22 protein-coding genes are annotated in these 23,894 nt (G+C 59.8%); 7 read left to right on the top strand and 15 right to left on the bottom strand.

Translation table 11 applies throughout. From position 1 onward, the window contains the following. Positions 1-210 precede the first annotated feature (210 nt). The 11 genes from BR48_RS0102205 to rpsF all read right to left on the bottom strand — a co-directional run bounded on the left by BR48_RS0102205 (position 211) and on the right by rpsF (position 11,700). Positions 211-963 carry an SDR family NAD(P)-dependent oxidoreductase gene (locus BR48_RS0102205; protein WP_027229812.1) on the bottom strand — a complete coding sequence of 251 codons (753 nt, stop codon included), beginning with the start codon at positions 961-963 and terminating at the stop codon, positions 211-213. Between the two features lie 12 nt (positions 964-975). Next, a complete protein-coding gene (gene purF / locus BR48_RS0102200; protein ID WP_036813199.1) occupies positions 976-2,469 on the bottom strand; it encodes an amidophosphoribosyltransferase in 1,494 nt (497 codons plus the stop codon). Between the two features lie 138 nt (positions 2,470-2,607). Next, positions 2,608-3,207 carry a CvpA family protein gene (locus BR48_RS0102195; protein WP_027229810.1) on the bottom strand — a complete coding sequence of 200 codons (600 nt, stop codon included), beginning with the start codon at positions 3,205-3,207 and terminating at the stop codon, positions 2,608-2,610. Positions 3,208-3,248: 41 nt separating this feature from the next. After that, positions 3,249-4,649 carry a DNA repair protein RadA gene (radA, locus tag BR48_RS0102190; RefSeq protein ID WP_027229809.1) on the bottom strand — a complete coding sequence of 467 codons (1,401 nt, stop codon included), beginning with the start codon at positions 4,647-4,649 and terminating at the stop codon, positions 3,249-3,251. Further along, entirely contained in the window at positions 4,649-5,815 is a 1,167-nt protein-coding gene (gene alr, locus BR48_RS0102185) for an alanine racemase (protein WP_081815733.1), read from the bottom strand. Before alr ends, radA begins: the two co-directional genes overlap by 1 nt. 4 nt (positions 5,816-5,819) lie before the next feature. Further along, on the bottom strand, positions 5,820-7,313 hold the full coding sequence (locus tag BR48_RS0102180) for a replicative DNA helicase (RefSeq protein WP_027229807.1): 1,494 nt from the start codon (positions 7,311-7,313) through the stop codon (positions 5,820-5,822). Between the two features lie 364 nt (positions 7,314-7,677). Next, positions 7,678-8,958 (bottom strand): cyclopropane-fatty-acyl-phospholipid synthase family protein, encoded by a 1,281-nt coding sequence (locus tag BR48_RS0102175; protein ID WP_027229806.1) that lies wholly within the window; start codon positions 8,956-8,958, stop codon positions 7,678-7,680. Positions 8,959-9,325: 367 nt separating this feature from the next. Next, the gene (gene rplI / locus BR48_RS0102170) at positions 9,326-9,895 is read right to left on the bottom strand and encodes a 50S ribosomal protein L9 (protein ID WP_027229805.1); all 570 of its coding nucleotides are present in this window, start codon (positions 9,893-9,895) and stop codon (positions 9,326-9,328) included. Between the two features lie 19 nt (positions 9,896-9,914). Continuing rightward, complete coding sequence (locus tag BR48_RS0102165; RefSeq protein WP_027229804.1) at positions 9,915-10,883, bottom strand: DUF2232 domain-containing protein; 969 nt, start codon at positions 10,881-10,883, stop codon at positions 9,915-9,917. A gap of 140 nt (positions 10,884-11,023) precedes the next feature. Beyond that, positions 11,024-11,272 (bottom strand): 30S ribosomal protein S18, encoded by a 249-nt coding sequence (rpsR, locus tag BR48_RS0102160; RefSeq protein WP_027229803.1) that lies wholly within the window; start codon positions 11,270-11,272, stop codon positions 11,024-11,026. Then, positions 11,272-11,700, bottom strand: coding sequence for a 30S ribosomal protein S6 (rpsF, locus tag BR48_RS0102155; protein ID WP_027229802.1), 429 nt, complete (start codon positions 11,698-11,700; stop codon positions 11,272-11,274). Before rpsF ends, rpsR begins: the two co-directional genes overlap by 1 nt. Before the next feature lie 459 nt (positions 11,701-12,159). Here rpsF and fabD point away from each other — a divergent pair, with 459 nt between their 5' ends. The 7 genes from fabD (at position 12,160) to gmk (ending at position 18,592) form a co-directional block, all read left to right on the top strand. Further along, positions 12,160-13,104: an ACP S-malonyltransferase gene (gene fabD, locus BR48_RS0102145; RefSeq protein WP_027229801.1), complete on the top strand. Its 945-nt coding sequence runs from the start codon at positions 12,160-12,162 to the stop codon at positions 13,102-13,104. Between the two features lie 17 nt (positions 13,105-13,121). Next, positions 13,122-13,859, top strand: coding sequence for a 3-oxoacyl-[acyl-carrier-protein] reductase (gene fabG / locus BR48_RS0102140; protein WP_027229800.1), 738 nt, complete (start codon positions 13,122-13,124; stop codon positions 13,857-13,859). A 258-nt stretch (positions 13,860-14,117) separates the two neighbouring features. Continuing rightward, positions 14,118-14,354: an acyl carrier protein gene (locus tag BR48_RS0102135; protein WP_008128530.1), complete on the top strand. Its 237-nt coding sequence runs from the start codon at positions 14,118-14,120 to the stop codon at positions 14,352-14,354. A 109-nt stretch (positions 14,355-14,463) separates the two neighbouring features. Then, positions 14,464-15,726 carry a beta-ketoacyl-ACP synthase II gene (fabF, locus tag BR48_RS0102130; RefSeq protein ID WP_027229799.1) on the top strand — a complete coding sequence of 421 codons (1,263 nt, stop codon included), beginning with the start codon at positions 14,464-14,466 and terminating at the stop codon, positions 15,724-15,726. Between the two features lie 91 nt (positions 15,727-15,817). Then, positions 15,818-17,020, top strand: a complete 1,203-nt coding sequence (gene mltG, locus BR48_RS23605; protein WP_036813190.1) for an endolytic transglycosylase MltG — start codon at positions 15,818-15,820, stop codon at positions 17,018-17,020. A 40-nt stretch (positions 17,021-17,060) separates the two neighbouring features. Continuing rightward, a complete protein-coding gene (locus tag BR48_RS0102120) occupies positions 17,061-17,948 on the top strand; it encodes a YicC/YloC family endoribonuclease (protein ID WP_027229798.1) in 888 nt (295 codons plus the stop codon). A gap of 32 nt (positions 17,949-17,980) precedes the next feature. Continuing rightward, positions 17,981-18,592, top strand: a complete 612-nt coding sequence (gene gmk / locus BR48_RS0102115) for a guanylate kinase (protein WP_027229797.1) — start codon at positions 17,981-17,983, stop codon at positions 18,590-18,592. Here the strand turns inward: gmk and rsmA are convergent. The 4 genes from rsmA to BR48_RS0102095 form a co-directional block, all read right to left on the bottom strand. Further along, the gene (gene rsmA, locus BR48_RS0102110; RefSeq protein ID WP_027229796.1) at positions 18,589-19,410 is read right to left on the bottom strand and encodes a 16S rRNA (adenine(1518)-N(6)/adenine(1519)-N(6))-dimethyltransferase RsmA; all 822 of its coding nucleotides are present in this window, start codon (positions 19,408-19,410) and stop codon (positions 18,589-18,591) included. The two genes, gmk and rsmA, sit on opposite strands and share 4 nt — an antisense overlap. Then, the gene (gene pdxA, locus BR48_RS23600; RefSeq protein ID WP_036813183.1) at positions 19,407-20,432 is read right to left on the bottom strand and encodes a 4-hydroxythreonine-4-phosphate dehydrogenase PdxA; all 1,026 of its coding nucleotides are present in this window, start codon (positions 20,430-20,432) and stop codon (positions 19,407-19,409) included. The genes rsmA and pdxA overlap by 4 nt, the downstream gene beginning before the upstream one ends. Before the next feature lie 15 nt (positions 20,433-20,447). Continuing rightward, positions 20,448-21,401, bottom strand: a complete 954-nt coding sequence (locus BR48_RS0102100) for a peptidylprolyl isomerase (RefSeq protein WP_027229795.1) — start codon at positions 21,399-21,401, stop codon at positions 20,448-20,450. 132 nt (positions 21,402-21,533) lie between these two features. Beyond that, positions 21,534-23,894, bottom strand: a complete 2,361-nt coding sequence (locus BR48_RS0102095; protein ID WP_027229794.1) for an LPS-assembly protein LptD — start codon at positions 23,892-23,894, stop codon at positions 21,534-21,536.

Genomic DNA, 23,894 nt, shown 5'->3' with positions numbered 1-23,894 from the left:
ATCGTGGACGCTGTTGATCACGCAAAACGAAGCTTGGTCCTCGGGTAAAAAGCCGAGGATAACGGCTGAGAGGAGGATGATGTGAAATCAAACACCTTCCGGCAGAACGATGTTAATGGTCGCCAAGACCGCAATCATGGCTTCTCGCAAGAGCCGTGCTCGAGCCGTCAGAAATTGGCAACAAACGCCTGCTCGACCAATACGGAGACTCTAGCTCGGATCGTTGTAGCTCAGAAGCTTGCCTTCGCGCACGTCATAGAGCTTGCCGGTGACATCGAGTGCCGGGTCAAGCATAAGCGCGATCTGGGCGGCAACGTCGCCCGGCGTCGGCAAGGTTTCCGGATCTTCGCCCGGCATTGCCTGAGCGCGCATTGCCGTGCGTGTTGCGCCGGGATTGACCGAGTTGATACGAAGGCGCGTCTGGCGCGTCTCCTCGGCCCAGCTGCGCGCCATCACCTCGACGGCAGCCTTGGAGGCGGCATAGGGACCCCAATAGGCTCTCGCCGTGTGAGCGACGCCCGAGGAAAGGAACAGCGCACGGCCGGCATCCGAGAGCTTCAGGAGCGGATCGGTGGTGCGGATCAGGCGCCATACGCTCGACACGTTGATCGCCATCAGCTTGTCGAAGACCTTTGCCTCGACGTGGCCGATCGGTGATATCGTGCCGAGGAAACCGGCGTTCGCCACCATGATGTCGAGCTTTCCCCAACGCTCGTGGATCGAGCCGCCAAGCCGGTCGATGGCCGGCAAGTCGGTCAGGTCGAGCGGCACCAGCGTCGCGCTACCGCCCGCGCTCTTGATCTCGTCGTCGAGATCCTCGAGCCCGCCGACTGTCCGGGCGACGGCGATGACATGGGCGCCGCGTGCGGCAAGATCCTTCGCCAGAAAATAGCCGATGCCGCGGGATGCGCCAGTGACAAGCGCAAGCTTGCCGTCCAGCCGGAAACTGCCGTCAGAAATCATTGTGTCGTGAACTCAACCGTTATTTGCGAGAAGCGAGAGCTTGTGGACGTTGCTCGGACCATCCTTGTCGAGAAGGCGGGTCGGATAGTCGCCAGTAAAATAGTGATCGGTGAACAGCGGCGTACGGGAATCGCGCGGCTGGCCGCTGACGGCTTTGTAGAGACCGTCAATCGACAGGAACGCCAGCGAATCCGCGCCGATGTAACGGCACATGGCGTCGAGATCGGCGTATTGGTTGGCGAGGAGCTTGTCGGCGTCCGGCGTGTCGATGCCATAGAAATCCGGGTGGAAGATCATCGGGCTCGCGACGCGTATATGAACTTCGCTCGCCCCGGCATCGCGGATCATCTGCACGATCTTGACCGACGTTGTCCCGCGCACGATCGAGTCGTCGATGAGAACGACGCGCTTGCCTTCGATGACGGCACGATTGGCCGAATGCTTCAGCTTCACGCCGAAAGCGCGGATCGATTGCGTCGGCTCGATAAAGGTGCGTCCGACATAGTGGTTGCGGATGATGCCGAGCTCGAACGGGATACCGCTGGCCTGGGCAAAGCCGATCGCGGCGGGTGTGCCGCCATCTGGAACAGGTACGACAACGTCGGCCTCAAGCGGCGCTTCCTTGGCAAGGTTGATGCCCATGTTCTTGCGCGCGGTGTAGACGTTGCGGCCGCCGACGACGGAGTCAGGACGGGCGAAATACACATATTCGAACAGGCAGAGGCGCTCCTGCTTTGGAGTCTGCGGCTTGAAGGCGTCGATGCTGATCGAGCCGTCCGGCTGGATCTCGCAAACGACGACTTCACCGTTCTCCACGTCGCGGATGAACTTCGCGCCAATAATGTCGAGCGCGCAAGTCTCGGATGCGAAGATCGGCTTGCCGTCGAGTTCGCCCATGACGAGCGGGCGGATGCCGATCGGATCACGCGCGGCAATCAGCTTGGTGCGGGTGAGGGCAAGCATCGCATAGCCGCCTTCCATCTGGCGGATCGCGTCGATAAAACGATCGCTGGACGAGGCATGGCGCGAGCGCGCGATAAGGTGGAGGACGACCTCCGTATCGGAATTCGACTGGCAGATCGCACCGTCGGCGATCAACTGGCGACGCAGGGTCAGGCCATTGGTGAAATTGCCGTTATGGGCGATGGCGATGCCACCGACTTCAAGCTCGGCGAGGAGCGGCTGCACGTTGCGCAGAACCGTGTCGCCCGTCGTCGAATAGCGCACATGGCCGATGGCCCTGTCGCCCGGCAACTGGGCAAGCGTGGCGGGGTTGGTGTAGTGATCGCCGACAAGGCCCATGCGCCGCTCCGAGCAGAACTGGCGTCCGTCGTAGGAAACGATACCGGCAGCTTCCTGCCCGCGGTGCTGCAGCGCATGCAATCCGAGCGCCGTCAGCGTGGCCGCATCGGTGTGCCCCAAAATGCCAAACACACCGCACTCTTCATGCAGTGTGTCGTCATCGAGGGACATCAATTGGGTATCGTCACGAGAAATGTCGGTCATTACCGCCAGCCTTTCGCCGCAGATTCAATTGAGCCTAATTCATATTATGCCATAGGAGGCAATCGACTAACAGGGCAGGACCCGCGTCCACGTGTCAATCGAAGCCCCTATATGGTGTATAAGCGCCAAGACTCCAAGTCACTGGTTTGTCGCACCACCTTCCGGCGGGATATCTTCCTTCGGTTCCGGCGCAGTCGTCGCGTCGGGCGATGCTTCCGGCGCGGTCGTGCCGGGTTTCAGCCGCTTCAGGATGGTCGATTCGGGATCTTCCGGCAGAAGGCCGACAAGTTTCGCGCCAAGCTGGTCGATCATCGGCTTCGATTTGGCGTTTCCAACCCAGGCTGGCTGGTTTTCCGGCACGAGCCAGTTGAAGAACAGCATGGCGACGACAACGAGAAGTATGCCGCGCGCTGCGCCAAACAGGAAGCCGAGCGTGCGGTCAAGCGCGCCGATGCGGCTGTCAATGATGAAATCGGCAATCTTCATGGTGATAATGGACACGACGATCAGCGTGACGACGAAGACAAGGCCCGCCGCTGCAATCTGCACGATGGTGTCGTTACTGATGTACGGGGTGAGGAAGGGAACAACAGGCTTGTAAAAGAGATAAGCGGCCGCTGCCGCCGCTGCCCAGGAAACAACCGACAGCACTTCGCGCGAAAATCCGCGCACCATGGCGAGGACCGCCGATACGAGGGTGATGCCCAATAGAATTCCGTCAAGCAACGTAATCGGCATTTACTTTCATCCCCATGTCACTGCCCGATGGCCCCATCCGGTCAGTCTGCGCGTTGTTTCTTGCCTGGTCCCGAAGCCGCGATCCGGGCCACAAGGTCCGGCAACGAAGCCGTTTCGGTCAGAGCGGCATTGCCGTTCTTGGCAACATCGTTGCTTCCCTTGGGAAGAACCGCCTGCTTGAAGCCAAGCTTATCTGCTTCTTTCAGTCTCTGTACAGCATGTGCAACCGGACGCACGGCGCCCGATAGGCTGACTTCGCCGAAATAGACGCAATCGGCCGGAAGGGCAATACCGGCGATAGAGGAAACCAGCGCAGAGGCGACGGCGAGATCAGCGGCCGGTTCAGTAATGCGATAACCGCCGGCAACGTTCAGATAAACGTCATGCTGGCCGAACCGAACGCCGCAATGGGCTTCGAGTACGGCGAGAATCATCGACAGGCGGTTGCCGTCCCATCCGACTACCGCGCGCCGCGGTGTTCCGAGCGTCGACGGCGCAACCAGCGCCTGAATCTCGACGAGGATCGGGCGCGTGCCCTCCATACCTGCAAACACTGCTGCGCCCGGGGATTTTTCGTTGCGCTCGCCGAGAAAAAGCTCGGATGGGTTCGCAACTTCGCGCAAGCCGCGGTCGGACATTTCGAAAACGCCGATCTCGTCAGTGGGTCCGAAGCGGTTCTTCACCGTGCGCAGGATGCGGTAGTGATGGCCACCTTCGCCCTCGAAATAGAGCACGGCATCGACCATATGCTCGACGACGCGCGGACCGGCAATCTGGCCTTCCTTGGTCACGTGGCCGACGAGAACGACGGCGGCGCCGGTCTGCTTGGCATAGCGGATCATCGCCTGTGCGCCGGCGCGTACCTGCGTCACCGTGCCGGGCGCCGAATCGGCCGCGTCCGTCCAAAGGGTCTGGATCGAGTCGATAATGATGAGGTCGGGGCGCTTCGAATCGGCGATAGTCGCCAGAATGTCCTCGACATTGGTCTCGGCCGCTAGCTGCACGTCGGTATCCGCAGCGCCGAGGCGCTGCGCGCGCAACCTGATCTGGGCCACCGCCTCTTCACCCGAGACGTAGACGACGCGGTTGCCACGCCGCGCCAGCGCTGCTGCCGCCTGCGTCAGCAATGTGGACTTGCCGATCCCGGGATCGCCGCCGACGAGAATGGCGGAACCGCGCACAAATCCGCCGCCGGTCACCCGGTCGAGTTCGCCGATCCCGGAGCGGATACGCGGCGCATCCTCGATCTCGCCAGAGAGGCTGGTCAGCGCGACGGCTCGCCCCTTGCGGGCCGAAAGGCGTCCCGGGCCGCTCCCGATCCCGCCGGAGGTGCCTTCCTCGACAAGCGTGTTCCACTCACCGCATTCGTCGCACTTCCCCGCCCAGCGTGAATGTACAGCGCCGCAGTTCTGGCAGATGAATTGAACCCGGGCCTTGGCCATCAGCTACGCTTTCCCGAATAAAGATAGCGGCGGTGATAGCGATTGCCGAGGCTGGTGAGCATCTCATAGCCAATGGTGCCGGCGGCGCGCGCGGCCTCATCCAGCGCAATGTTGGCGCCGATCAGTTCGATGAAGTCCCCGGGCTTTACGGCGTCTGACGGAAGATCCGTCACATCGAATGAGGTAAGGTCCATGGTGACGCGGCCGATCACGGGCACTCTCTGACCAGCGATGAACCCTTCGCCGCCCTTGGTGACAGCGCCGCGCAACGGCACGCCGCTTCCCGAGGCCGAGCGGAGGTAGCCATCGGCGTAGCCGACCGAACAGATCGCAATCCGCGTATCGCGCTCGAGCGTCGCGGTGGCGCCGTAACCGACCGTCTCGCCCTTGCGGCCGTTACGGATTTGTACGATGCGCGCCTCCACCGTCACCACGGGACGCATCGGATTGGCAACGCCGGAGAGCGGCTCGCCGCCATACATGGCAACGCCTGGGCGACTCAAATTGAAGCCCGTATGCAAGGTATGAAAGACGCCGGGCGAGTTGGCGATACTTGACTGAATGCCTTTGAAAGCGGCTCGAAGCTTTTGAAATGATTCAAATTGCTTGGCCGTCAAGGCGTGGGCTGTGTCGTCGGCCGCCGCAAGATGGGTAATCAGGAGCACCGGGGCGGGTGCGCCGGGCCTTGCGGCATATGCCAGTGCCTCGTCAACCGTCAGCCCGAGGCGATTCATGCCGGTATCTACATTCAAGGCGAATGGCAGCGGCTCGGGACGACCAGAATTTGCGCGCTCCCAAAGGTCGATTTCGTGGGGCGATCCGAGAACCGGGATGAGGTCCGATTGCTCGTAGGCGGGAAATGCGCCCTCGAAAAATCCGTTGAGGACGAAGACGCGCGCATCCGGGGCAACAGCTTTGACCCGCAAACCTTCTTCTGCAAGCGCAACGAAGAAGCTGCGGCAGCCAGCCTGCCAAAGGGCGGGCACGACATGCACGATCCCGAGCCCATAAGCGTCGGCCTTGACCACGGCCGACGTTTCGGCTGGCTTCGATTTCTCCGCGAGCAGCTGCCAGTTGGCAATGAGGGCATCGAGGTCTATGGTCAGACGCCCGCCGGCCAGCCGCGGGTCGGCGCCGGTCGTGGTCACATTGGTCTTGATGTTCAAATCGTCACTCGAATCGTTCTGGAAGATGCGAATCCTCGGCAAGATCGGTGAAGCGCGTGAACTCTGACTGGAACGCAAGCCTCACGGTTCCTGTCGGGCCGTGGCGCTGCTTGGCGATGATGACTTCCGCCTTGCCTGAAGCCTCGTTGAGATCGGCCTGCCACTTGAAATGCTCTTCCGTCCCTACTTTCGGCTCCTTGTTCTTGATATAGTATTCATCGCGATAAACGAAAAGCACGACGTCGGCGTCCTGCTCGATCGAGCCGGATTCGCGCAAGTCCGAAAGCTGCGGGTGTTTGTCTTCACGGCTTTCCACCTGGCGTGAAAGCTGGGAGAGGGCGATGATCGGCGTGTTCAGTTCCTTGCCGAGCGCCTTCAGGCCGGTCGTGATCTCGGTGATTTCCTGAACACGGTTTTCCGAGGCGCGCTTGGAAGACCCCTGCATCAGCTGAATATAGTCGATGACGAGAACGTCGAGCCCGCGCTGCCGCTTGAGCCGCCGTGCCCTTGCGGCAAGCTGGGCGATCGAGATACCGCCGGTCTGGTCGATATAGAGCGGCACGCGTTGCATGTGCTGCGAGCAGGCGACCAGCTTTTCGAAATCGGCCTCGCTGATTTCGCCTCGGCGGATTTTCGAGGAACTGATCTCCGATTGCTCGGAAATGATACGCGTCGCCAGCTGTTCCGACGACATTTCGAGCGAAAAGAAGCCGACGACGCCGCCATTCTTGGCCTTGAAGCTGCCATCCGCCTGCTGTTCCGGCTCATAGGCCGCAGCGATGTTGAACGCGATATTGGTCGCAAGCGAGGTCTTGCCCATGCCGGGACGCCCGGCGAGTACGATAAGGTCGGAAGGCTGCAGCCCGCCCATGCGCGCATCGAGTGCGCGTATGCCGGTGGAGATGCCGGAGAGGTGGCCGTCGCGCATGAAGGCGGCATTGGCCATGTCGACCGCAGACTTCACCGCGTCGGTAAAGGTCTGGAACCCGCCATCGTACCGGCCGGTTTCGGCAAGCTCGAACAGCCGCCGCTCAGCGTCCTCGATCTGGCCTTGCGGTGCGACATCGACGGGAGCGTCATAGGCGATATTGACCATGTCCTCGCCGATGGTGATCAGCGCGCGGCGGGTCGCAAGATCGTAGATGGCGCGACCATAATCCTCGGCATTGATGATTGTCACCGCTTCGGCCGCGAGACGGGCGAGATATTGCATGACCGTCATGTCGCCGACCTTCTCGTCGGCCGGCACGAAGGTCTTCAGCGTCACCGGATTAGCCATCTTGCCCATCCGGATCATGTCGGATGAGATCTCGAAAATCTTGCGGTGCAAAGGTTCGTTGAAATGGGTCGGCTTCAGGAAATCGGAAACGCGGTAGAACGCATCATTGTTGACCAGGATGGCACCCAGAAGGGCCTGCTCTGCCTCGATATTATTGGGAGCCTCCCTGTAGAAGGCGTCGCGCGCCTCATTGATCTTGCGTACCGTTGCTTCAGCCATTTCGCTTTTTCCTGTTATCCCTTCACTATGGCCACCGGGCATTTGACCGCGCAATGCGGGGTCGAAACATACATTTCAATCCACAACAAAAGCAGACTCGGATTGTTTGAAGCTTGACTCAGAGAGGCAGATTCGGGGCGCGATTCTCCCTCCTGAATCTACACCCGGCGTAGGAAATTGTGCAAATTGCAGGCGGCAATAAGCTGTGCGACCGCTGGCCACTCCGCACAGCTAAAGTGAGACCAGTGCTGATTCTTTCGTGGGGAATGGATCCTCGGGACGGACCGGATAACGGCAGCATAGGCCCGAGGGTGATCTTGGGCATACCGGGCGCAAGATGACGGCGAAGGGGAAGAGGGGCGGCCTAGCGCCCCGCTACCGACTCCTTCGTATTGACCTGGCTGTTGGCGGAACTGCGCTCGCATTCGAGACGCCTCAGCCGCTTTTCTGCCTCGAATATATAGTCGCGGGTCAGCGGCACGGCCTCCTGCTGATGCGCCAACTGGATCTGGAACACGACGAGGTTCTGCCAGCGGAAAGCAGCTTCCGAGGCGGCGAGATAGAATTCCCACATCCGGCAGAAGCGTTCGTCATAGATCGCCTTGGCCTGTTCGCGATTTTCCATGAAGCGCTCGCGCCAGATACGCAGCGTCTCGGCGTAGTGGAGACGCAATATCTCGATATCGGTGACGACAAGGCCTGCCTTCTCGATATGCGGGACGACTTCCGACAGGGCTGGGATATAGCCGCCTGGGAAGATGTATTTCTGGATGAACGCATTCGTGTAGGACGGACCGTCCGAACGGCCGATGGAATGCAGGAGGAACACGCCATCCTTTTTCAGAAGCCGGGCCGTGTGCTGGAAATACTCGGCGAAATGGCCGACGCCCACGTGCTCGAACATGCCGACGGAAACGATGCGGTCGAAACCGTCCTCCAGCGTGCGATAGTCGCGCAGATCAAAGCGTGCGCGTGCCGAGAGGCCCTCATCGAAGGCGCGCTTGTTGGCGACGCCATGCTGCTCCTGCGAAAGCGTGACGCCGGTAACATCTGCTTCGAGATATTTGGCAAGGTAAAGTCCGAGGCCACCCCAGCCGCAGCCGATATCGAGCACTTTCTGGCCCTTCCTGGCGAGAAGCTTTGCGGAAATATGGCGCTTTTTCGCGAGCTGCGCCTCTTCGAGCGTCGCGTCAGGGCGCTCGAAATAGGCGCAGGAGTACTGCATGTCGCTGTCGAGGAAGAGACGATAAAGGTCTCCCGAAAGGTCGTAGTGCCGCTGCACATTGTTCGATGCGCGGGTCAGCGTGTTCATCTGGTGCAGTCTGCGTGTGGCGCGGCGGATGCCTTCGATTGCCAGCATCCAGGGTTCCCGGGCAACCGTTGCCCCGGTATTCTCGAATATGATCTTGAGGACATCGTAGATATTGCCGTCAAGAACGTCGATTTCGCCGTTCATATAGGCTTCGGCAAAGTGCAGCGACGGGTCGAACGCGATTTTCCGCTCTGCGGCGGCGCTGTTGATGCGAAAGGCGATCGGTTCGCCCGTTCCATCGCCAAACGTCCGGGATTTGCCCGAGGCGTCCGTTATTACAAGGGTACCAGTGTGGATCAGACGTGATAGTGCAGCCTTTAGAATGGCATTCATGAACAATCTCCATCATTGACGATAGAGCTCGGCCATCAGAGCAAAGGATGTCCAAAAGGTATGTCTTCTTGGGCGGAAACCCGGCGTTCCGGGCAGATTCGGAATAAATTCTGCGGGCTTTGGCTCGACCGATGCGATCGGTCTAGCCGGACCCTTTGACCGTATCCCGAATTTCCTCCGGCAGAATGGTGCCATTTGGATATCCTTTGCTCTAGAAGACTCAACCTTGAGTCTAGGTCGGGCATGGGTAGGACAAGTAAATCTACTCAATTTTTTCATTCTGAAAAGCAAAAAAACACCCGGCATCTCTGCCGGGTGTTTTGTGCGACTCAAGTAAAGCAGTTACCTCATGGTAACCGAAGTACTATCAGACGTTTTCTTCGCCTTCTTCGTCCTCGTCGAAGAATTCGTCCGAAAGCGGTGCTTCTTCAATTCCGTAGATCGCCTGAGCCGAGGTAAGGTCTTCGCCCTTTACCTGACGCTCGGCTTCGTCGGCCGTGCGGGCGATGTTGATCGTGACCGATGCCTCAACTTCCGGATGCAGGGCGAGAACGACCTTATGGAGGCCGATCGTCTTGATAGGCAGGTTGAGTTCAACCTGGTTGCGGTTGAGCGAGAAGCCTTCGGCCGTGATCAGGTCGGCGATATCGCGCGTCGATACCGAACCGTAAAGCTGACCGGTCTCGCCGGCCGAGCGGATGGCGACGAAGGTCTTGCCGTTGAGCTTGTCGGCAATTGCCTGGGCTTCGGACTTGCGCTCGAGGTTGCGGGCTTCGAGCTGGGCGCGCTGGCCCTCGAACTTCTTCTTGTTGGCTTCGTTTGCACGAAGAGCCTTGCCCTGCGGCAGGAGGAAGTTGCGGGCAAAGCCGTCCTTTACCTTGACGGTGTCGCCCATCTGGCCGAGGCGGCTGATACGTTCGAGAAGAATGACTTCCATTTTGAGTTTCCTTTCAAGTTCAATTGTCGTTGTTGGGTGTTGTATTCGCAGCCTTCGAAACCGGCGCGCTGCGCGATGTGTCGAACAGACCGGCGAGAAGGAAGAAGAAAAGCACGAAGACGAAGAGCATCACGGCGAAGTAGGCGAACCACAGCGCCACCGGACGCCACGCGGCTCCGCGTGTCCGTGCGTGAAGCATGGCAAAGCCGGCCATGATGAAGCAGGCACCAAGGGCGCCGGCAAAGGCGGTTGCGGCATAGCCGATACCGCCCGGAAGGAAGCACGCGGCACAGGCAACGGCAAAGACGGCGAGCGCCGGGCGGGGCATGCGCAGGGCGCGCGGCCAGTCATCCCTCGGACGGCGCAGTTTGCCCGACGCTGCGGTGAGACGCAGGGCAAGGTAGAGATTGGCGACGATGATCATCACCCAGACGGCGGGCTGCATGGCCGGCAGGACGCGCACGACGAACAGCGCCATGTCCTGAACGGCTTCCGCATTGGCGGCAAGTTCTGGATTGCTCGCGGCAAGCTGCTGTCCAAGCGACGCGGCAAGCTGCGCCGCGAAATCATCGCCGAAGCCGATCATCACGCCGATGGCGATGAAACTTGCGCCGACGATCAGCGCGAGGCGAAGCAGCATGTCGGCGATCGGGTACCAGACATAGGTATCCTTTGGGCCGCCGATCTCCTCGGCAGGACGTGCAAGGCCAATGAAGTAGGAAGCTGCCGCGGCGGGGAGCGCCGTGATAAGCACGACGACGATGGCCGCGGTCGGTGCGGCAAGCACAGAAACGGCAACGGCCATCGAGAGGGCGGCAATGAAGCCCGCGCCGGTGCCCCAGCCGAGGGCGGCAACGAAAATCGGAAGCGGGGAAAAGAGCAGGAGCGCCATGGCGAGCGTCGACTGCGTGATGACGCCGACCGAGAGCAGCGCGGCTGCGAGGCCCGCCATTACTCCAACGCCAATATCTTTTGCAGTCAGTTTCATTTCGCTCGCTGTCCTGCTTCTTGAGCAGTTAGAGGCGGTTCTTCGACCAGAGCCTCAACTTGGGTTTTTTGTTCGCCAGGCCCGCGCCCATCGCGGATGGCAAGGAAGGCGGCGGCTGGGCTGCCGCCTTCGGTCTTGTCTTATTTCACAACGTAGGGCAGGAGGCCGAGGAAACGTGCGCGCTTGATCGCCTGGGCGAGTTCGCGCTGCTTCTTCTGGCTGACAGCCGTGATACGGGAAGGAACGATCTTGCCCCGCTCGGAAATGTAACGCGACAGGAGCTTGATGTCCTTGTAGTCGATCTTCGGCGCATTCGCACCCGAGAAGGGGCAGGTCTTGCGGCGGCGATGGAACGGACGGCGGGTCGGGATCTGATTGATATCAACCATTATTCTGCTCCTTCACCGGCTTCGTTGTCACGCGGACGACGCGGACGGCGCGGACGATCGTCGTCGCGGCCACCGAATTTGTTGTCGTCACGATCACGGCGATCGTCGCGACGTGCGAGCATGGCCGACTGGCCTTCCTCGTGTTCGTCGACGCGGATCGTCATGAAGCGCAGGACGTCTTCATTGATGCGCTGCTGGCGCTCGAGTTCGGCAACAGCCGCTGCCGGAGCAGTGATGTTGAGAAGCGAGTAATACGCCTTGCGGTTCTTGTTGATACGATAGGTGAGGGCACGCAGTCCCCAGCTTTCGATACGCCCGACTGATCCGCCATTGGTCTCGATGATGCCCTTGTACTGTTCTACAAGCGCATCGACCTGCTGCTGCGAAATGTCCTGTCGGGCAAGGAACACATGTTCATAAAGAGCCATTGTCTTTGCCTTTCTTCGTTAATATTGCCCGGTATCAACGGTAAACCTCTGCGAATCTCTCTGCCGGAAGACCGGGGAAGAAAGGACGCTGATGGAGACGATCGAGAGCGGAGACACGGGAGGCTGAAGCTTTACGCTTCGACGGATGCTTGATCCGGCCCTCCGTTCAGCCCCCAGCTGACGCCGAGCAATGAACGGGCGGCTTATACGGGCAAAAGGTCAAAGAAGCAACCCGTCCGTCCGAGAATATTCGATGCAGCGGGATCAGACGATTGAAAGCCGATTGAGGCCTCAGATTTCGCGCGAGCTTGCCCAAATACAGCCGTCGCAGTCAATATAACACTTGGTTCAATACTGTGGGCTTGCCGGCCGCTGCAGCATCAAAGCTTGACTTCGCGCTTGCCGATAGGCACATCGCGCGTCAGATTGACAAGCGAGCGAACGATTGGAGGCCCTTCCATGTCCATAGCATTCACCTTCCCGGGACAGGGAAGCCAGGCCGTCGGCATGGGCAAGGCGCTGGCGGACAACTTCGCGGAAGCCAAGGCAGTGTTCGACGAGGTGGATGAAGCCCTTGGCGAGAAGCTATCGGCAATCATCTGGGAAGGCCCGGAAGAGACCCTCACCCTGACAGCCAATGCCCAGCCGGCGCTGATGGCGGTTTCCATTGCCGTCCTGCGCGTCCTTGAGGCAAAGGGTGTTTCGCTGAAGGACAAGGTCGCCTGCGTTGCCGGGCATTCGCTCGGCGAATATTCGGCACTTTGCGCGGCCGGCACGTTCTCGCTCGCCGACACGGCCCGGCTTCTGCGTATTCGCGGCAATGCCATGCAGAAGGCCGTTCCCGCCGGCGAGGGCGCTATGGCAGCCATCATCGGGCTGGAGCACGCCGATGTCGAAGCCGTTTGCAAGGAGGCGTCTGCCGGGGGACCAGTACAGATCGCCAACGACAATGGCGGCGGCCAGCTGGTGATTTCCGGGGCGAAGGCCCCCGTCGAGGTGGCGGCGGCGCTGGCAACGGCGAAGGGCGCAAAACGCGCTATCATGCTGCCCGTATCCGCGCCCTTCCATTCGGCACTGATGGCGCCAGCGGCGGATGCCATGCGCGAAGCGCTCGCCGCTGTGCGCATGCAGGATCCGATCGTGCCGCTCATTGCCAATGTGCGCGCAGCGCCCGTCACCTCCGCCGATGAAATCGCCCGGCTGCTGGTCGAGCAGGTCACCGGCCAGGTGCGCTGGCGCGAAACCGTCGAGTGGTTCGGCGCAAATGGCGTGACGACGCTCTATGAGATCGGTGCCGGCAAAGTACTGACCGGACTTGCCCGCCGTATCAACAAGGACATTTCCGGGGTCGCCATCGGTACTCCGGAAGACATCGATGCGGCAGTCGCCGCGCTCAACGCCTGAGACAAGAGGGACATACCATGTTTGATCTGACCGGCCGCAAGGCGCTCGTGACGGGCGCGACAGGGGGCATTGGCGAGGCGATCGCGCGGATGCTGCACGCACAGGGCGCCACAGTCGGGCTGCATGGCACCCGTGTCGAGAAACTGGAATCCCTGGCCGGCGAATTCAGCGACCGCGTCAAGATTTTCCCAGCCAACCTTTCGAGCCGCGAAGAGGTCAAGGCGCTCGGCGAGAAGGCGGAAGCCGACCTCGAAGGGGTCGACATCCTCGTCAATAATGCCGGGATCACCAAGGACGGTCTTTTCGTTCGCATGAGCGATGCCGATTGGGACAGCGTGCTCGAGGTCAATCTGACGGCAGTCTTCCGGCTGACACGCGAGCTGACGCATCCGATGATGCGCCGCCGCTATGGCCGCATCATCAACATCACTTCCGTCGTCGGCGTGACCGGCAATCCGGGCCAGACCAACTATGTTGCGTCAAAAGCCGGCCTTATCGGCTTTACGAAGTCGCTGGCGCAAGAGATTGCCAGCCGCAACGTGACGGTCAATTGCGTCGCGCCCGGTTTCATCGAATCGGCCATGACCGACAAGCTCAACGACAAGCAGAAGGAAAGCATCATGGCCGCCATCCCGATGCGCCGCATGGGCACCGGTGCCGAGGTTGCTTCGTCGGTTGCCTACCTTGCCAGCAGCGAGGCCGCATACGTCACCGGCCAGACCATTCACGTCAACGGCGGCATGGCAATGATTTGAGCCTGTTAGTGCAGGTATCGGTGGGTATTGGGTCCAATCCCATTTATGAGATTGAGGCGACGAATAAAGCGTGATAAGTCGCGCACCAGTTTGGGCAGTCAAACCGATTTGATGTCCTTTCAATTTCCGCAAGGAAAGAGCCGCATGGGTGGGTGTTTTGGCTGCCGAACAGGGTAAAACAACCATCTTATTGCTTGATTAGAGTCATCCGTGCCGCTAACCAAGGCATAGGAAAAAACAAACAGGTTGAGGTTCCACATGAGTGATACTGCAGAACGCGTCAAGAAAATCGTCATTGAACATCTGGGCGTTGATGCCGAGAAAGTCACCGATGGTGCGAGCTTCATCGACGATCTGGGCGCCGACAGCCTTGATACTGTCGAGCTCGTGATGGCCTTTGAAGAAGAATTCGGCGTCGAAATTCCCGATGATGCTGCTGAGACGATTCTGACAGTCGGCGATGCGGTCAAGTTCATCGACAAGGCACAGGCCTGATTTCGTTCGGCTCGCCACCGCGTGGATGGTGATGTAAGGTGTTCTGCCTTCCTCGTTCATGCGTGGAGCCGGAAATAATCATGTTGCATATGACATTGAAGGATCGGCCATGAGGCGCGTTGTCATAACCGGCCTTGGGCTGGTGTCTCCTCTCGCATCCGGTGTTGAAGCCACCTGGTCTCGTTTGCTCGCAGGCCAAAGTGGTGCCCGGCGCGTGACGGAATTCGAAGTTGATGATCTGCCCTGCAAGATCGCTTGCCGCATTCCGGTAGGCGACGGCACCGACGGGACGTTCAATCCGGATGAATGGATGGAGCCCAAGGAGCAGCGCAAGGTCGATCCATTCATCATCTACGCCGTGGCGGCCGCCGATCAGGCGCTTGCCGATGCCAAATGGGCGCCGGAGAGCGATGAAGACCAGATTCGCACCGGCGTGCTGATCGGATCGGGCATTGGCGGTCTCGAGGGTATCGTCGAGGCTGGTTATACGCTGCGGGACAGAGGTCCCCGGCGCATTTCGCCATTTTTCATTCCGGGCCGCTTGATCAATCTCGCCTCCGGGCACGTTTCGATCAAGCACAAGCTGCGCGGGCCGAACCATTCGGTCGTCACCGCCTGTTCGACCGGCGCGCATGCGATCGGCGATGCCTCGCGTCTGATTGCCTTTGGCGATGCCGACGTGATGGTTGCCGGCGGTACGGAATCACCGGTCAGCCGCATTTCGCTTGCCGGCTTTGCTGCATGCAAGGCGTTGTCGACGGCGCGCAACGATGATCCGACGGCTGCTTCGCGGCCCTATGACGAGGACCGCGATGGCTTCGTCATGGGCGAGGGCGCTGGTGTTGTCGTCCTTGAAGAGCTCGAACATGCCCTGGCACGCGGTGCAAAGATTTACGCTGAAGTGATCGGCTACGGTCTTTCTGGCGATGCCTATCACATCACCGCCCCGTCAGAGGATGGCGAAGGTGCGCAGCGCTGCATGGAAATGGCCCTGAAGCGCGCTGGTATAACGCCTGACGATATCGATTACATCAACTCGCACGGTACCTCGACGATGGCCGACACCATCGAACTTGGTGCGGTCGAGCGCGTTGTGGGCGATGCTGCATCGAAAATTTCCATGTCTTCGACGAAGTCGTCGATCGGCCACCTTCTCGGCGCGGCAGGTTCCACCGAGGCTGTGTTCTGCGTCCTCGCCATTCGTGACAATATCGCGCCTGCCACCATCAATCTCGACAATCCGTCGAAGGAAACCAAGATCGATCTCGTCCCGCACAAGCCGCGCGAACGCAAGATCGATATCGCCCTGTCCAATTCCTTCGGTTTCGGCGGCACGAACGCTTCGCTCGTATTGCGGCGTTATCAACAGTGATGCGAGCATGGCGGAAGCGCTCATTCGCGCTTTCGCCATATTCGCAATCGATTCTACCGGCTCTAGAGCAGAGGATATCCGAGGTGCTTGAGTGAGCTCAGATCAACAGTCTGGAGACGCGAACGCCGGCAGTGCGCCGGCGCGCAAACCGATCGTGCCGCAATCGGCGTCGGAAGCTTTGCGTCCTGAGCCGGGTACGCCCCCGCCTGCGCCGAAGAAGCGTTCGCGGCGCGCCCGCAGCCAGATCGTCGTTTTCGCGAATTTTCTGTTCTCGCTGGTTGTGCTGGTGGTGTTGGCCGCCGCCGCTGCGGTGTACTTCGGCAAAATCGCCTTCAACGAGGCGGGGCCTACCGAAGTTACCACCAATTACGTGGTGAAGAGCGGTACAGGTTTTGCTGAGATTGCCGACGGGCTTGAGCGCCGGGGCATCATTTCCGATGCCCGCGTGTTTAAATATGCAGTGCGCGCCTACGGCTTTCAGAACGATATGAAGGCCGGCGAATATGAGATCAAGGCCGGGGCGTCGATGCACGAGATCATGGATCTTCTGCGCAGCGGCAAGTCCGTGCTTCATTCGCTGACAATTCCCGAAGGACTGACGGTCGAGCAGATTTTCGAGCGCATTCAGGAGGATGACGTTCTCACTGGTGATCTGCCCGCAGTTTTGCCGGCGGAAGGTTCGCTCTTTGCCAATACGATGCGCTTCTCACGCGGCACGACGCGCGAGGAACTCGTCAAGAAGATGCAGGCCGACCAGAAGAAGCTTGTCGACGACATCTGGGAGCGCCGCGACCCCAGCGTTCCGCTGAAGACCATCGATGAATTCGTCACGCTTGCCTCAATCGTCGAGAAAGAGACCGGCAAGGCGGATGAGCGTCCGCGCGTCGCCGCTGTCTTCATCAACCGCCTCAACAAGAAAATGCGGCTTCAGTCTGATCCGACGATCCTCTACGGTTTGTTCGGCGGCAAGGGCAAGCCGACGGATCGACCTATCCTGAAATCGGACCTCGAAAAGCCGACACCCTATAACACCTATACGGTGAACGGGCTGCCGCCTGGGCCGATTGCCAATCCCGGGCGCGATGCGCTGGAGGCCGTTGCCCATCCATCGCAGACCAACGAGCTTTATTTCGTTGCCGACGGGACCGGCGGTCATGTGTTTGCTGCGACGCTTGAAGAACATAATGATAATGTGAAGCGCTGGCGCGAGGTCGAGAAGAATCGCCTGGATGAGGCCGCCAAGGCGGCGACAGGCGACAAGAACGCCGCACCGGACGTCGATAGCGGCAACTAAACGGACGAGCCCGCATTGAAGCCGGGCTCGAGGGGGCACAATGTCACTGCAAAGCATGACGGGGTTTGCCCGGCACCTTCGCAATATGGCCGGCGCACAGATTTCCTGGGAGATCAAATCGGTCAACGGCAAGGGTCTCGACGTGCGGTTTCGACTGCCGGCAGGACTTGAAGCAATCGAACAGAAGGCGCGCAATTTCGTCGCGCAGCATTTCAAGCGTGGCAACTTCCAGGCGACGCTGACCGTGGATCGCACAGCCAATATCGGTCGCGCCATCGTCAACGAGCCGCTCCTCAAGGAGTTGGCTTCCATCGCCGCACATCTTCGCGAGGAGTACGGCCTTGCGCCGTCGACGCCGGAGGGCCTGATGGCATTGCGCGGCGTGCTGGACGTGCCGCAGGAGGTGGTCTTGCCGGGCGACCAGAGCGAACTCGAACACGCGGTCCTGGCTGTGCTTGATGAAACGCTCATCGAACTCGCGCATAATCGTCAGGCCGAAGGCAAGGCGCTCGGCGAGATATTGCGGGTGCAGATCACGACGATCGAGATGCTTGTGCAGCAGGCGCGGCTTGATCCGAGCCGCTCGCCAGAAGCCATTCGTGCCCGTCTCGCCGCTCAGGTCGCCCTTCTTCTTGATGCGGCGCCTGCTCTCGATGAGGCGCGCCTGCACATGGAAGCGGCCTTCCTCGCCACCAAGGCGGATATCCAAGAGGAACTCGACCGGCTGGAGATGCATGTGGCATCGGCGCGCGCGCTTCTGAAAGAAGGCAATGGCGTTGGCCGCAAGCTAGATTTCCTTACGCAGGAATTCAATCGCGAGTCCAATACGCTCTGTTCGAAGGCCAATGCGGCATCGATCACGACAATTGGGCTTGACCTGAAGGCCGTTGTGGATCAATTGCGCGAGCAAATTCAGAATCTGGAGTAATCATGTTCAACAGCATCAAGCGACGCGGTCTCATGCTGGTCCTGTCGTCCCCGTCCGGCGCAGGAAAATCAACGCTCGCCCGGTTGTTGCTCAATGATACCGGATTGAAGCTTTCGCTTTCGATCAGCGTGACAACGCGCCCGCGCCGCGCCAGCGAAATCGAAGGCGTGCACTACCACTTCATCTCGGTTCGTGAATTTGAACGTCTGCGCGACAGCGACGCGCTGATCGAATGGGCCGAAGTGCATGGCAATTTTTACGGAACGCCGCGTGAGGCCGCTGAAAATGCTCTCGCCGATGGTCAGGACATGCTTTTCGACATCGACTGGCAGGGGGCGTTGCAGCTCCAGGAAAAGATGAAGGGCGACATTGTGAGTATCTTCATCCTGCCGCCTTCGATGGCGCACCTGAAGCAGCGCCTGCATCGCCGCGCCGAAGACACCGAGGAAGTCATCGATATGCGCCTGCGCAATGCGCGCAACGAAATCGAGCGCTGGCGTTCCTACGACTATGTCGTGGTCAACGAGGATCTCGACGAAGCATTTCACCAAGTACAGTCGATCGTCACCGCCGAACGGCTGCGGCGTGACCGCTGCCCGGGCCTCTTCGATTTTGTCAGCGGTCTGCTCGAAGAAAAGCTCTAAAGAGCGTTCGCGAGCGCGACGAATTCTTGGATCGAGAGCGTTTCCGCGCGCCGGGTCGGGTCGATCCCGACCTTCTGAAGCAATGCCTCGCCGCCAAGCGGCTTGATGCTCTGCCGCAGCATTTTTCGTCGCTGGCCGAATGCTGCCTGGGTCACACGCCCGAGTGTCGCAGCATCGCACGCGAGTGGCGACTGGCGCGGGACGAGGTGCACGACGGATGAAGTCACCTTGGGCGGCGGTGTAAACGCTTGCGGCGGCACATCGAAGGTGATTTTTGCCTCGGTCCGCCAGCCTGCGAGAACGCCGAGCCTGCCATAGGCGTCGGAACCCGGCCTCGCGACAATCCGTTCGGCCACTTCGCGCTGGAACATCAGCGTCAGCGACGCGTAGAACGGCGGCCAAGGCTCGCTGAGGAGCCAGCCTATCAGCAATTGCGTGCCGACATTGTAAGGCAGGTTGGCAACGATCTTGACCTCACTGCCATTGGCCAACTGCGTGAAGTCGACTTCCAGCGCATCGCCGGGAATGACCTTGAGCGCACCCGGATAGTGGTCGGCTATTTCCTGAAGGGCAGCGAGGCAGCGTTCATCGCGCTCGATTGCGATGACGTTGGCGCCTTGCGCGAGCAGGGCGCGCGTCAATCCTCCAGGACCAGGCCCAACCTCGATGACGGTTTGTCCCGCGAGATCACCCGCTTGCCGCGCAATCTTCGCTGTCAGATTGAGATCAAACAGAAAGTTCTGCCCGAGCGATTTCTTCGCCATCAGGCCATGCCGTTCGATGACCTCTCGCAGCGGCGGCAGGCTGTCGATACTCATGCGGCAGGGCGCTTCAGTTGGGCGCGCTTGGCGTGAAGCTCCCCGGCCAGCCGAAGCGCGGCGATGAGGCTGTCAGGCTTGGCTTTTCCCGTGCCGGCTATGTCGAATGCGGTGCCGTGGTCCGGCGAAGTACGGACAAATGGTAAGCCGAGGGTTACGTTAACGCTGTCGTCGAAGCCGAGCGTTTTTACCGGAATGAGCGCCTGATCGTGATACATGCATATGGCTGCATCATATTGGGTGCGCACCGCGGCGTGGAACATGGTGTCAGCCGGAAGCGGTCCACGCGCGTCGATACCCTCGGCGCGCAGCGTCTCGACGGCTGGACGAACAATCGTCTCGTCTTCCATGCCCATGCTGCCGTGTTCGCCGGCGTGGGGGTTGAGCCCCGCAATGGCGAGGCGCGGATGAGCGATGCCGAACTGCTCTTTCAGGGCAAGGGCAGTTATGCGTGAAACCGTGAGAATTGTCGCTGCATCCAGGACCGTCGCCACTCTGCTCAGCGCAATGTGGATGGTGACTGGAACCGCGCGAAGTTCGGGACCCGCCAGCATCATGACAGGCGTGAACTTATGGCCGAGATGTTCGCCGGCAAGATGCGCAAGAAACTCGGTGTGCCCGGGATATTTAAATCCTGCTTCGTAGAGCGGTTTCTTGGCGATGGGGCAGGTGACGACCGCATGGGCGTCACCTGCCAACGTGAGCGCAACCGCGCGCTCTATTGCCTCAATCGTCGCGGCAGCATTCGCGACCAGCGGCACACCCGGCCTGTCGATCTGCGGGTGCTGCAACGGTATGACCGGCAGCGCCCGGTCGAAAACTCCTGCCGCAGCTTTAGGGTTTGTCGGCTCAACCGGAACATCCAGCCCCAACCGCAATGCCCGCGAGCGAACGAAGTCCGGATCGGCGAGGAGGAAGAAGGCAGGGATTTGCATTTCCTGGCGCAATTGCCACGCGGCAATGGCTATGTCGGGGCCAATGCCCGACGGATCACCGGAACTAACGGCGAGGGCAGCATTCATGCGCGTGCAATCCGATCATTCGTTGACGATTTTCGCCTTGCTGCGCAGTTCTTCGATGTATTTCTTGTCGACCGCTTCGGCGGTTGCATCCTTCTTGCCGTCGCCCGTGGCCGCAGCGTCCTCCTGCGAGAACACCATGCGGGCAACGCGGTCGTCCGACACCTGGCGCGAGGCGCAGACACCAAGGAATTCAACTCCCTTGCCAGTATCGAGTGTCGTTGTCGCCTGGCCGACCGGCGTCGAGATGACCTGCTTCGACCATTCCGGCGGCAGTTCCTGTTCGATGAACTTGCCGAGATCGAGCACCGTCACGTCGAGTGTGCCCTTGGCGATCTCACGTGTGTTTTCGCAGCCGTTGAAGCGGGCGCGGAGGGCGTTGGCTTCCGCCCGCCGTTTCGCGAGTATGCCGCGATTATTCGCCGGCACGACGAAGATGACTTGCTGCAACTTGTACTCGGTCGAAACCGGTTTCTTGCCGCCATCCTTCAACATGCGTTGGACGGCTTCCTGCTCCGATACGCGAACGCCGCCCTGGGATTTATTGCGCGTGGAAAGCGCGCGGCCCCAGCTCATTTGAATGCGGATATATTCCTTGAAGTGAGTGGAAGTGACGCCAGACTTATCGAGAATAGTATTGAGCTGATCGAGCGACATCTTGTTGTTGGTGGCAAACCGCGCATAGGCGTCGTTGACTTCACCGTCTGAAACGAGAAGATTGAGCCGCTTCAGTTCCTGGCGCTTGAGCGCTTCGGTTGTCAATTCGTCCCGGGCTTCCTGGTTGAGGTTGCCCTTTTTCTTCTGCAGTTTGAGGAATGCGGCCCGCTTGGTGATGTCGTAATCGGTGATCGGATTACCGTTGACGATGACCTTGACCTCGCTCGCCGCGGCAGGCAGGGCCAATCCGCCCAGGAGCGTAGAGGTCAAAGCGGTAGCAATAAGTGCTACAAGTAGATGTTTCCTCGCCATCATGTTCCACTATATCCGATCATAGGCCATTCTTGACGAATGGATGGTAGTCTTATGGGTTCTCGTGACACTCTATTGTCGCTCTAGTAAGGCAAAAGCATGACTGGCTGCAAGTACAGCCCGTCATGCGAGCGATCAGATACCGCCGATATCAACCGGCTTGCCGAATTCCCACAACGTCCGGAACGAAATATTGAAGCCGAACTTCGTCGTTTCGTCGCCCTTATCACCCGTCGAGGTGATCGGTTGTTCCTGCTGGTAATACATCATGTAGGTGAAGCATTCGTCGTCATAGGCGAGGGCCGCCGTACGCTTGACCAGCGCTTCATGGAAGATGTCGTACGTGCCGGATCCGAGAACCCGCCAGTTCGGTGTCATCTTCAACGATCCACCGACGGTTGCCTCATGCCTGTCGTCAGTGAAGCCATAGGTCGGCTGCGCGTCGATGAAAGCATATTTGACGAAGAGCGAGCCGTATTTACCCGTTTCGGTGCTGGCAACTTCAGCGCGCCGAACTGCAAACGAGTCCTTGTCGAAACGGCCGCCGGTTGTCAGCGTGAAGCCACCGCGATTGGCGCCGATCATTGCCACGTAGTCGGAGCGCGCCGAATCAAGTCCGGATTCGGCACCTGCATTGACAAAATCGGGCCCGGCAAAGGAATTCAGGCCACCAAGCTGGAAGGATTGGCCGGCGATACCGTTGAGCGACCAGCCATTGTTGAACGTGCCGGAATAACGGAAACCGAGATTGGCGCGTGTGCCGCCTTCGATGCGGTCATAACCGGAATATTTGTCGCGGTCGAAAAGGCTGGAGGCGTCGAAGACGAAGCTCTGCGCGTCCTCGTTCGGCATCTCGCCATTATAGGGCTCGTCGTTGCGCACGAAGAGCTGCGCAGTGGGCTCGAGAATATGCGTCGAACTCGTCGTGGAGAAGAGTATCGGCCATTTGGTTTCCATGCCGGCTGTCGCCATGCCCCGGAAGGCCTCGGATCGCGTCACGCCGATCGAGTCGGAATCGACGTACATGCCATCGGCGCGCAAAGCGAGAATTGGGGTGATCACCAGGCCGTTATCGGCGATGAATGTGCGTTTCCATTCAGCTTCGCCAGTAATGCGGCCGTCATTGCCCTCGATACCGGAGAGATAACCGGCACGGTTCAAGCCGATGGGCGTCGTGCCGTCCTCTTCATCGCGATGCAGATTCTGCAAGTTCACGTCGAAACTAAGTTCGCCGCCGGCCACTGATTGTGGCAGGTAATAGGCATAGTCGACGACGGGCAGGACGTATGGCTGCTTCGGCTGCGAGGAACCATTCGGCGTTCCGTCGGGGTTCTGGTCCGGAATGCTTTCCTGGACGTGGAAGCGATAGAGCCGCGCATCGAAATAGTTACGATCGTTAAGTCCAGTCAGATAAATCTGGTCGGTGATGTTGTAACCCGAATAGCCTTCGATGCCATAGCGGTACGCGAACGACTTGTCCGACTGGGCCATGAGATTCCAGCCGTAGGACCAGCGTGGATTGATCTGGAACGCGCCCGTCGACCCGATCATGCCGCGATTCGTTTTTTGATCTTCGGGCTCGCTGTCGGAGAATGTACCTGGATCCTGCTGGCTGATGCCGGCGAGCCTTAACGTATAGGCGCCGTTGGCCAGCCTGTGCCGCCACTCAACATCGCCCAGAAAGCCCTGCTTGGTATAGTAGGTGCCAGTCGTCGTCAGGTCGTAGTTCGGCGCAAGGGCCCAGAAATAGGGAACAGAAATGCCCGAGCCAAGCTCGGTTTCATGCTGATAACTCGGCATGAGGAAGCCGCTCTTGCGCTTCACGGTCGGGTCGGCAATTTCGAATGATGGCAGATAAGCCAGGGGCATGCCGAACATTTCGAAGCGGCCGCGTTCGAAGCGGATGGTTTTCTTCTTACCGTTCCATACGATCTTCTGGGCGCGAACCTGCCAGATCGGCGCACGATCGGGCTTGGCGCGGCACGGTTCGCACGCCGTATAGATACCATTGTTGAAGACGGTTAGCTCACCGCCGATACGTTCGGCGCTCTCCGCTGCAAAACGGGTATTGTCGGCTGCTTCAACGCGCAAGGCATTGACGAAGCCTTCGCGAAAATCGTCGGTGACGTCGAGATTTTCGGCATAGATGCGATTGCCGTCTTTTTCGACGAGTTCGACCTTGCCCATCGCCTTGAGGCGCCCGGTCTTCTGGTCATAGGTGACCTGACGCGCAACTAGCCTGTTGCCGTCATAATCGATCTGTACACCGCCGACTGCGGAGATGGTCTTGGCGTTGATGTCATAGACGAGTTCGTCCGATTCCAGCAGAAGCTGGGCATTCGGGTTGGTCTGGACATTTGCGGTAAGCGCATCAGCGCCGCCCATCTGGGCATAGGCTGGGAGTGAAATCCCGCCCGCAAGGCATAGAACCGCCGTCCCGCACGCCAGCCGTGCGAACCACGTCGGCAACACCGAGCGCGTTACATTCAATCCCAC

The sequence above is a fragment of the Phyllobacterium sp. UNC302MFCol5.2 genome (genome assembly GCF_000686005.1).
Classification (GTDB): Bacteria; Pseudomonadota; Alphaproteobacteria; order Rhizobiales; family Rhizobiaceae; genus Phyllobacterium; species Phyllobacterium pellucidum.
The sequence above is the reverse complement of the archived record's forward strand: the minus strand, read 5'-3'. Positions and strand labels throughout refer to the sequence as shown.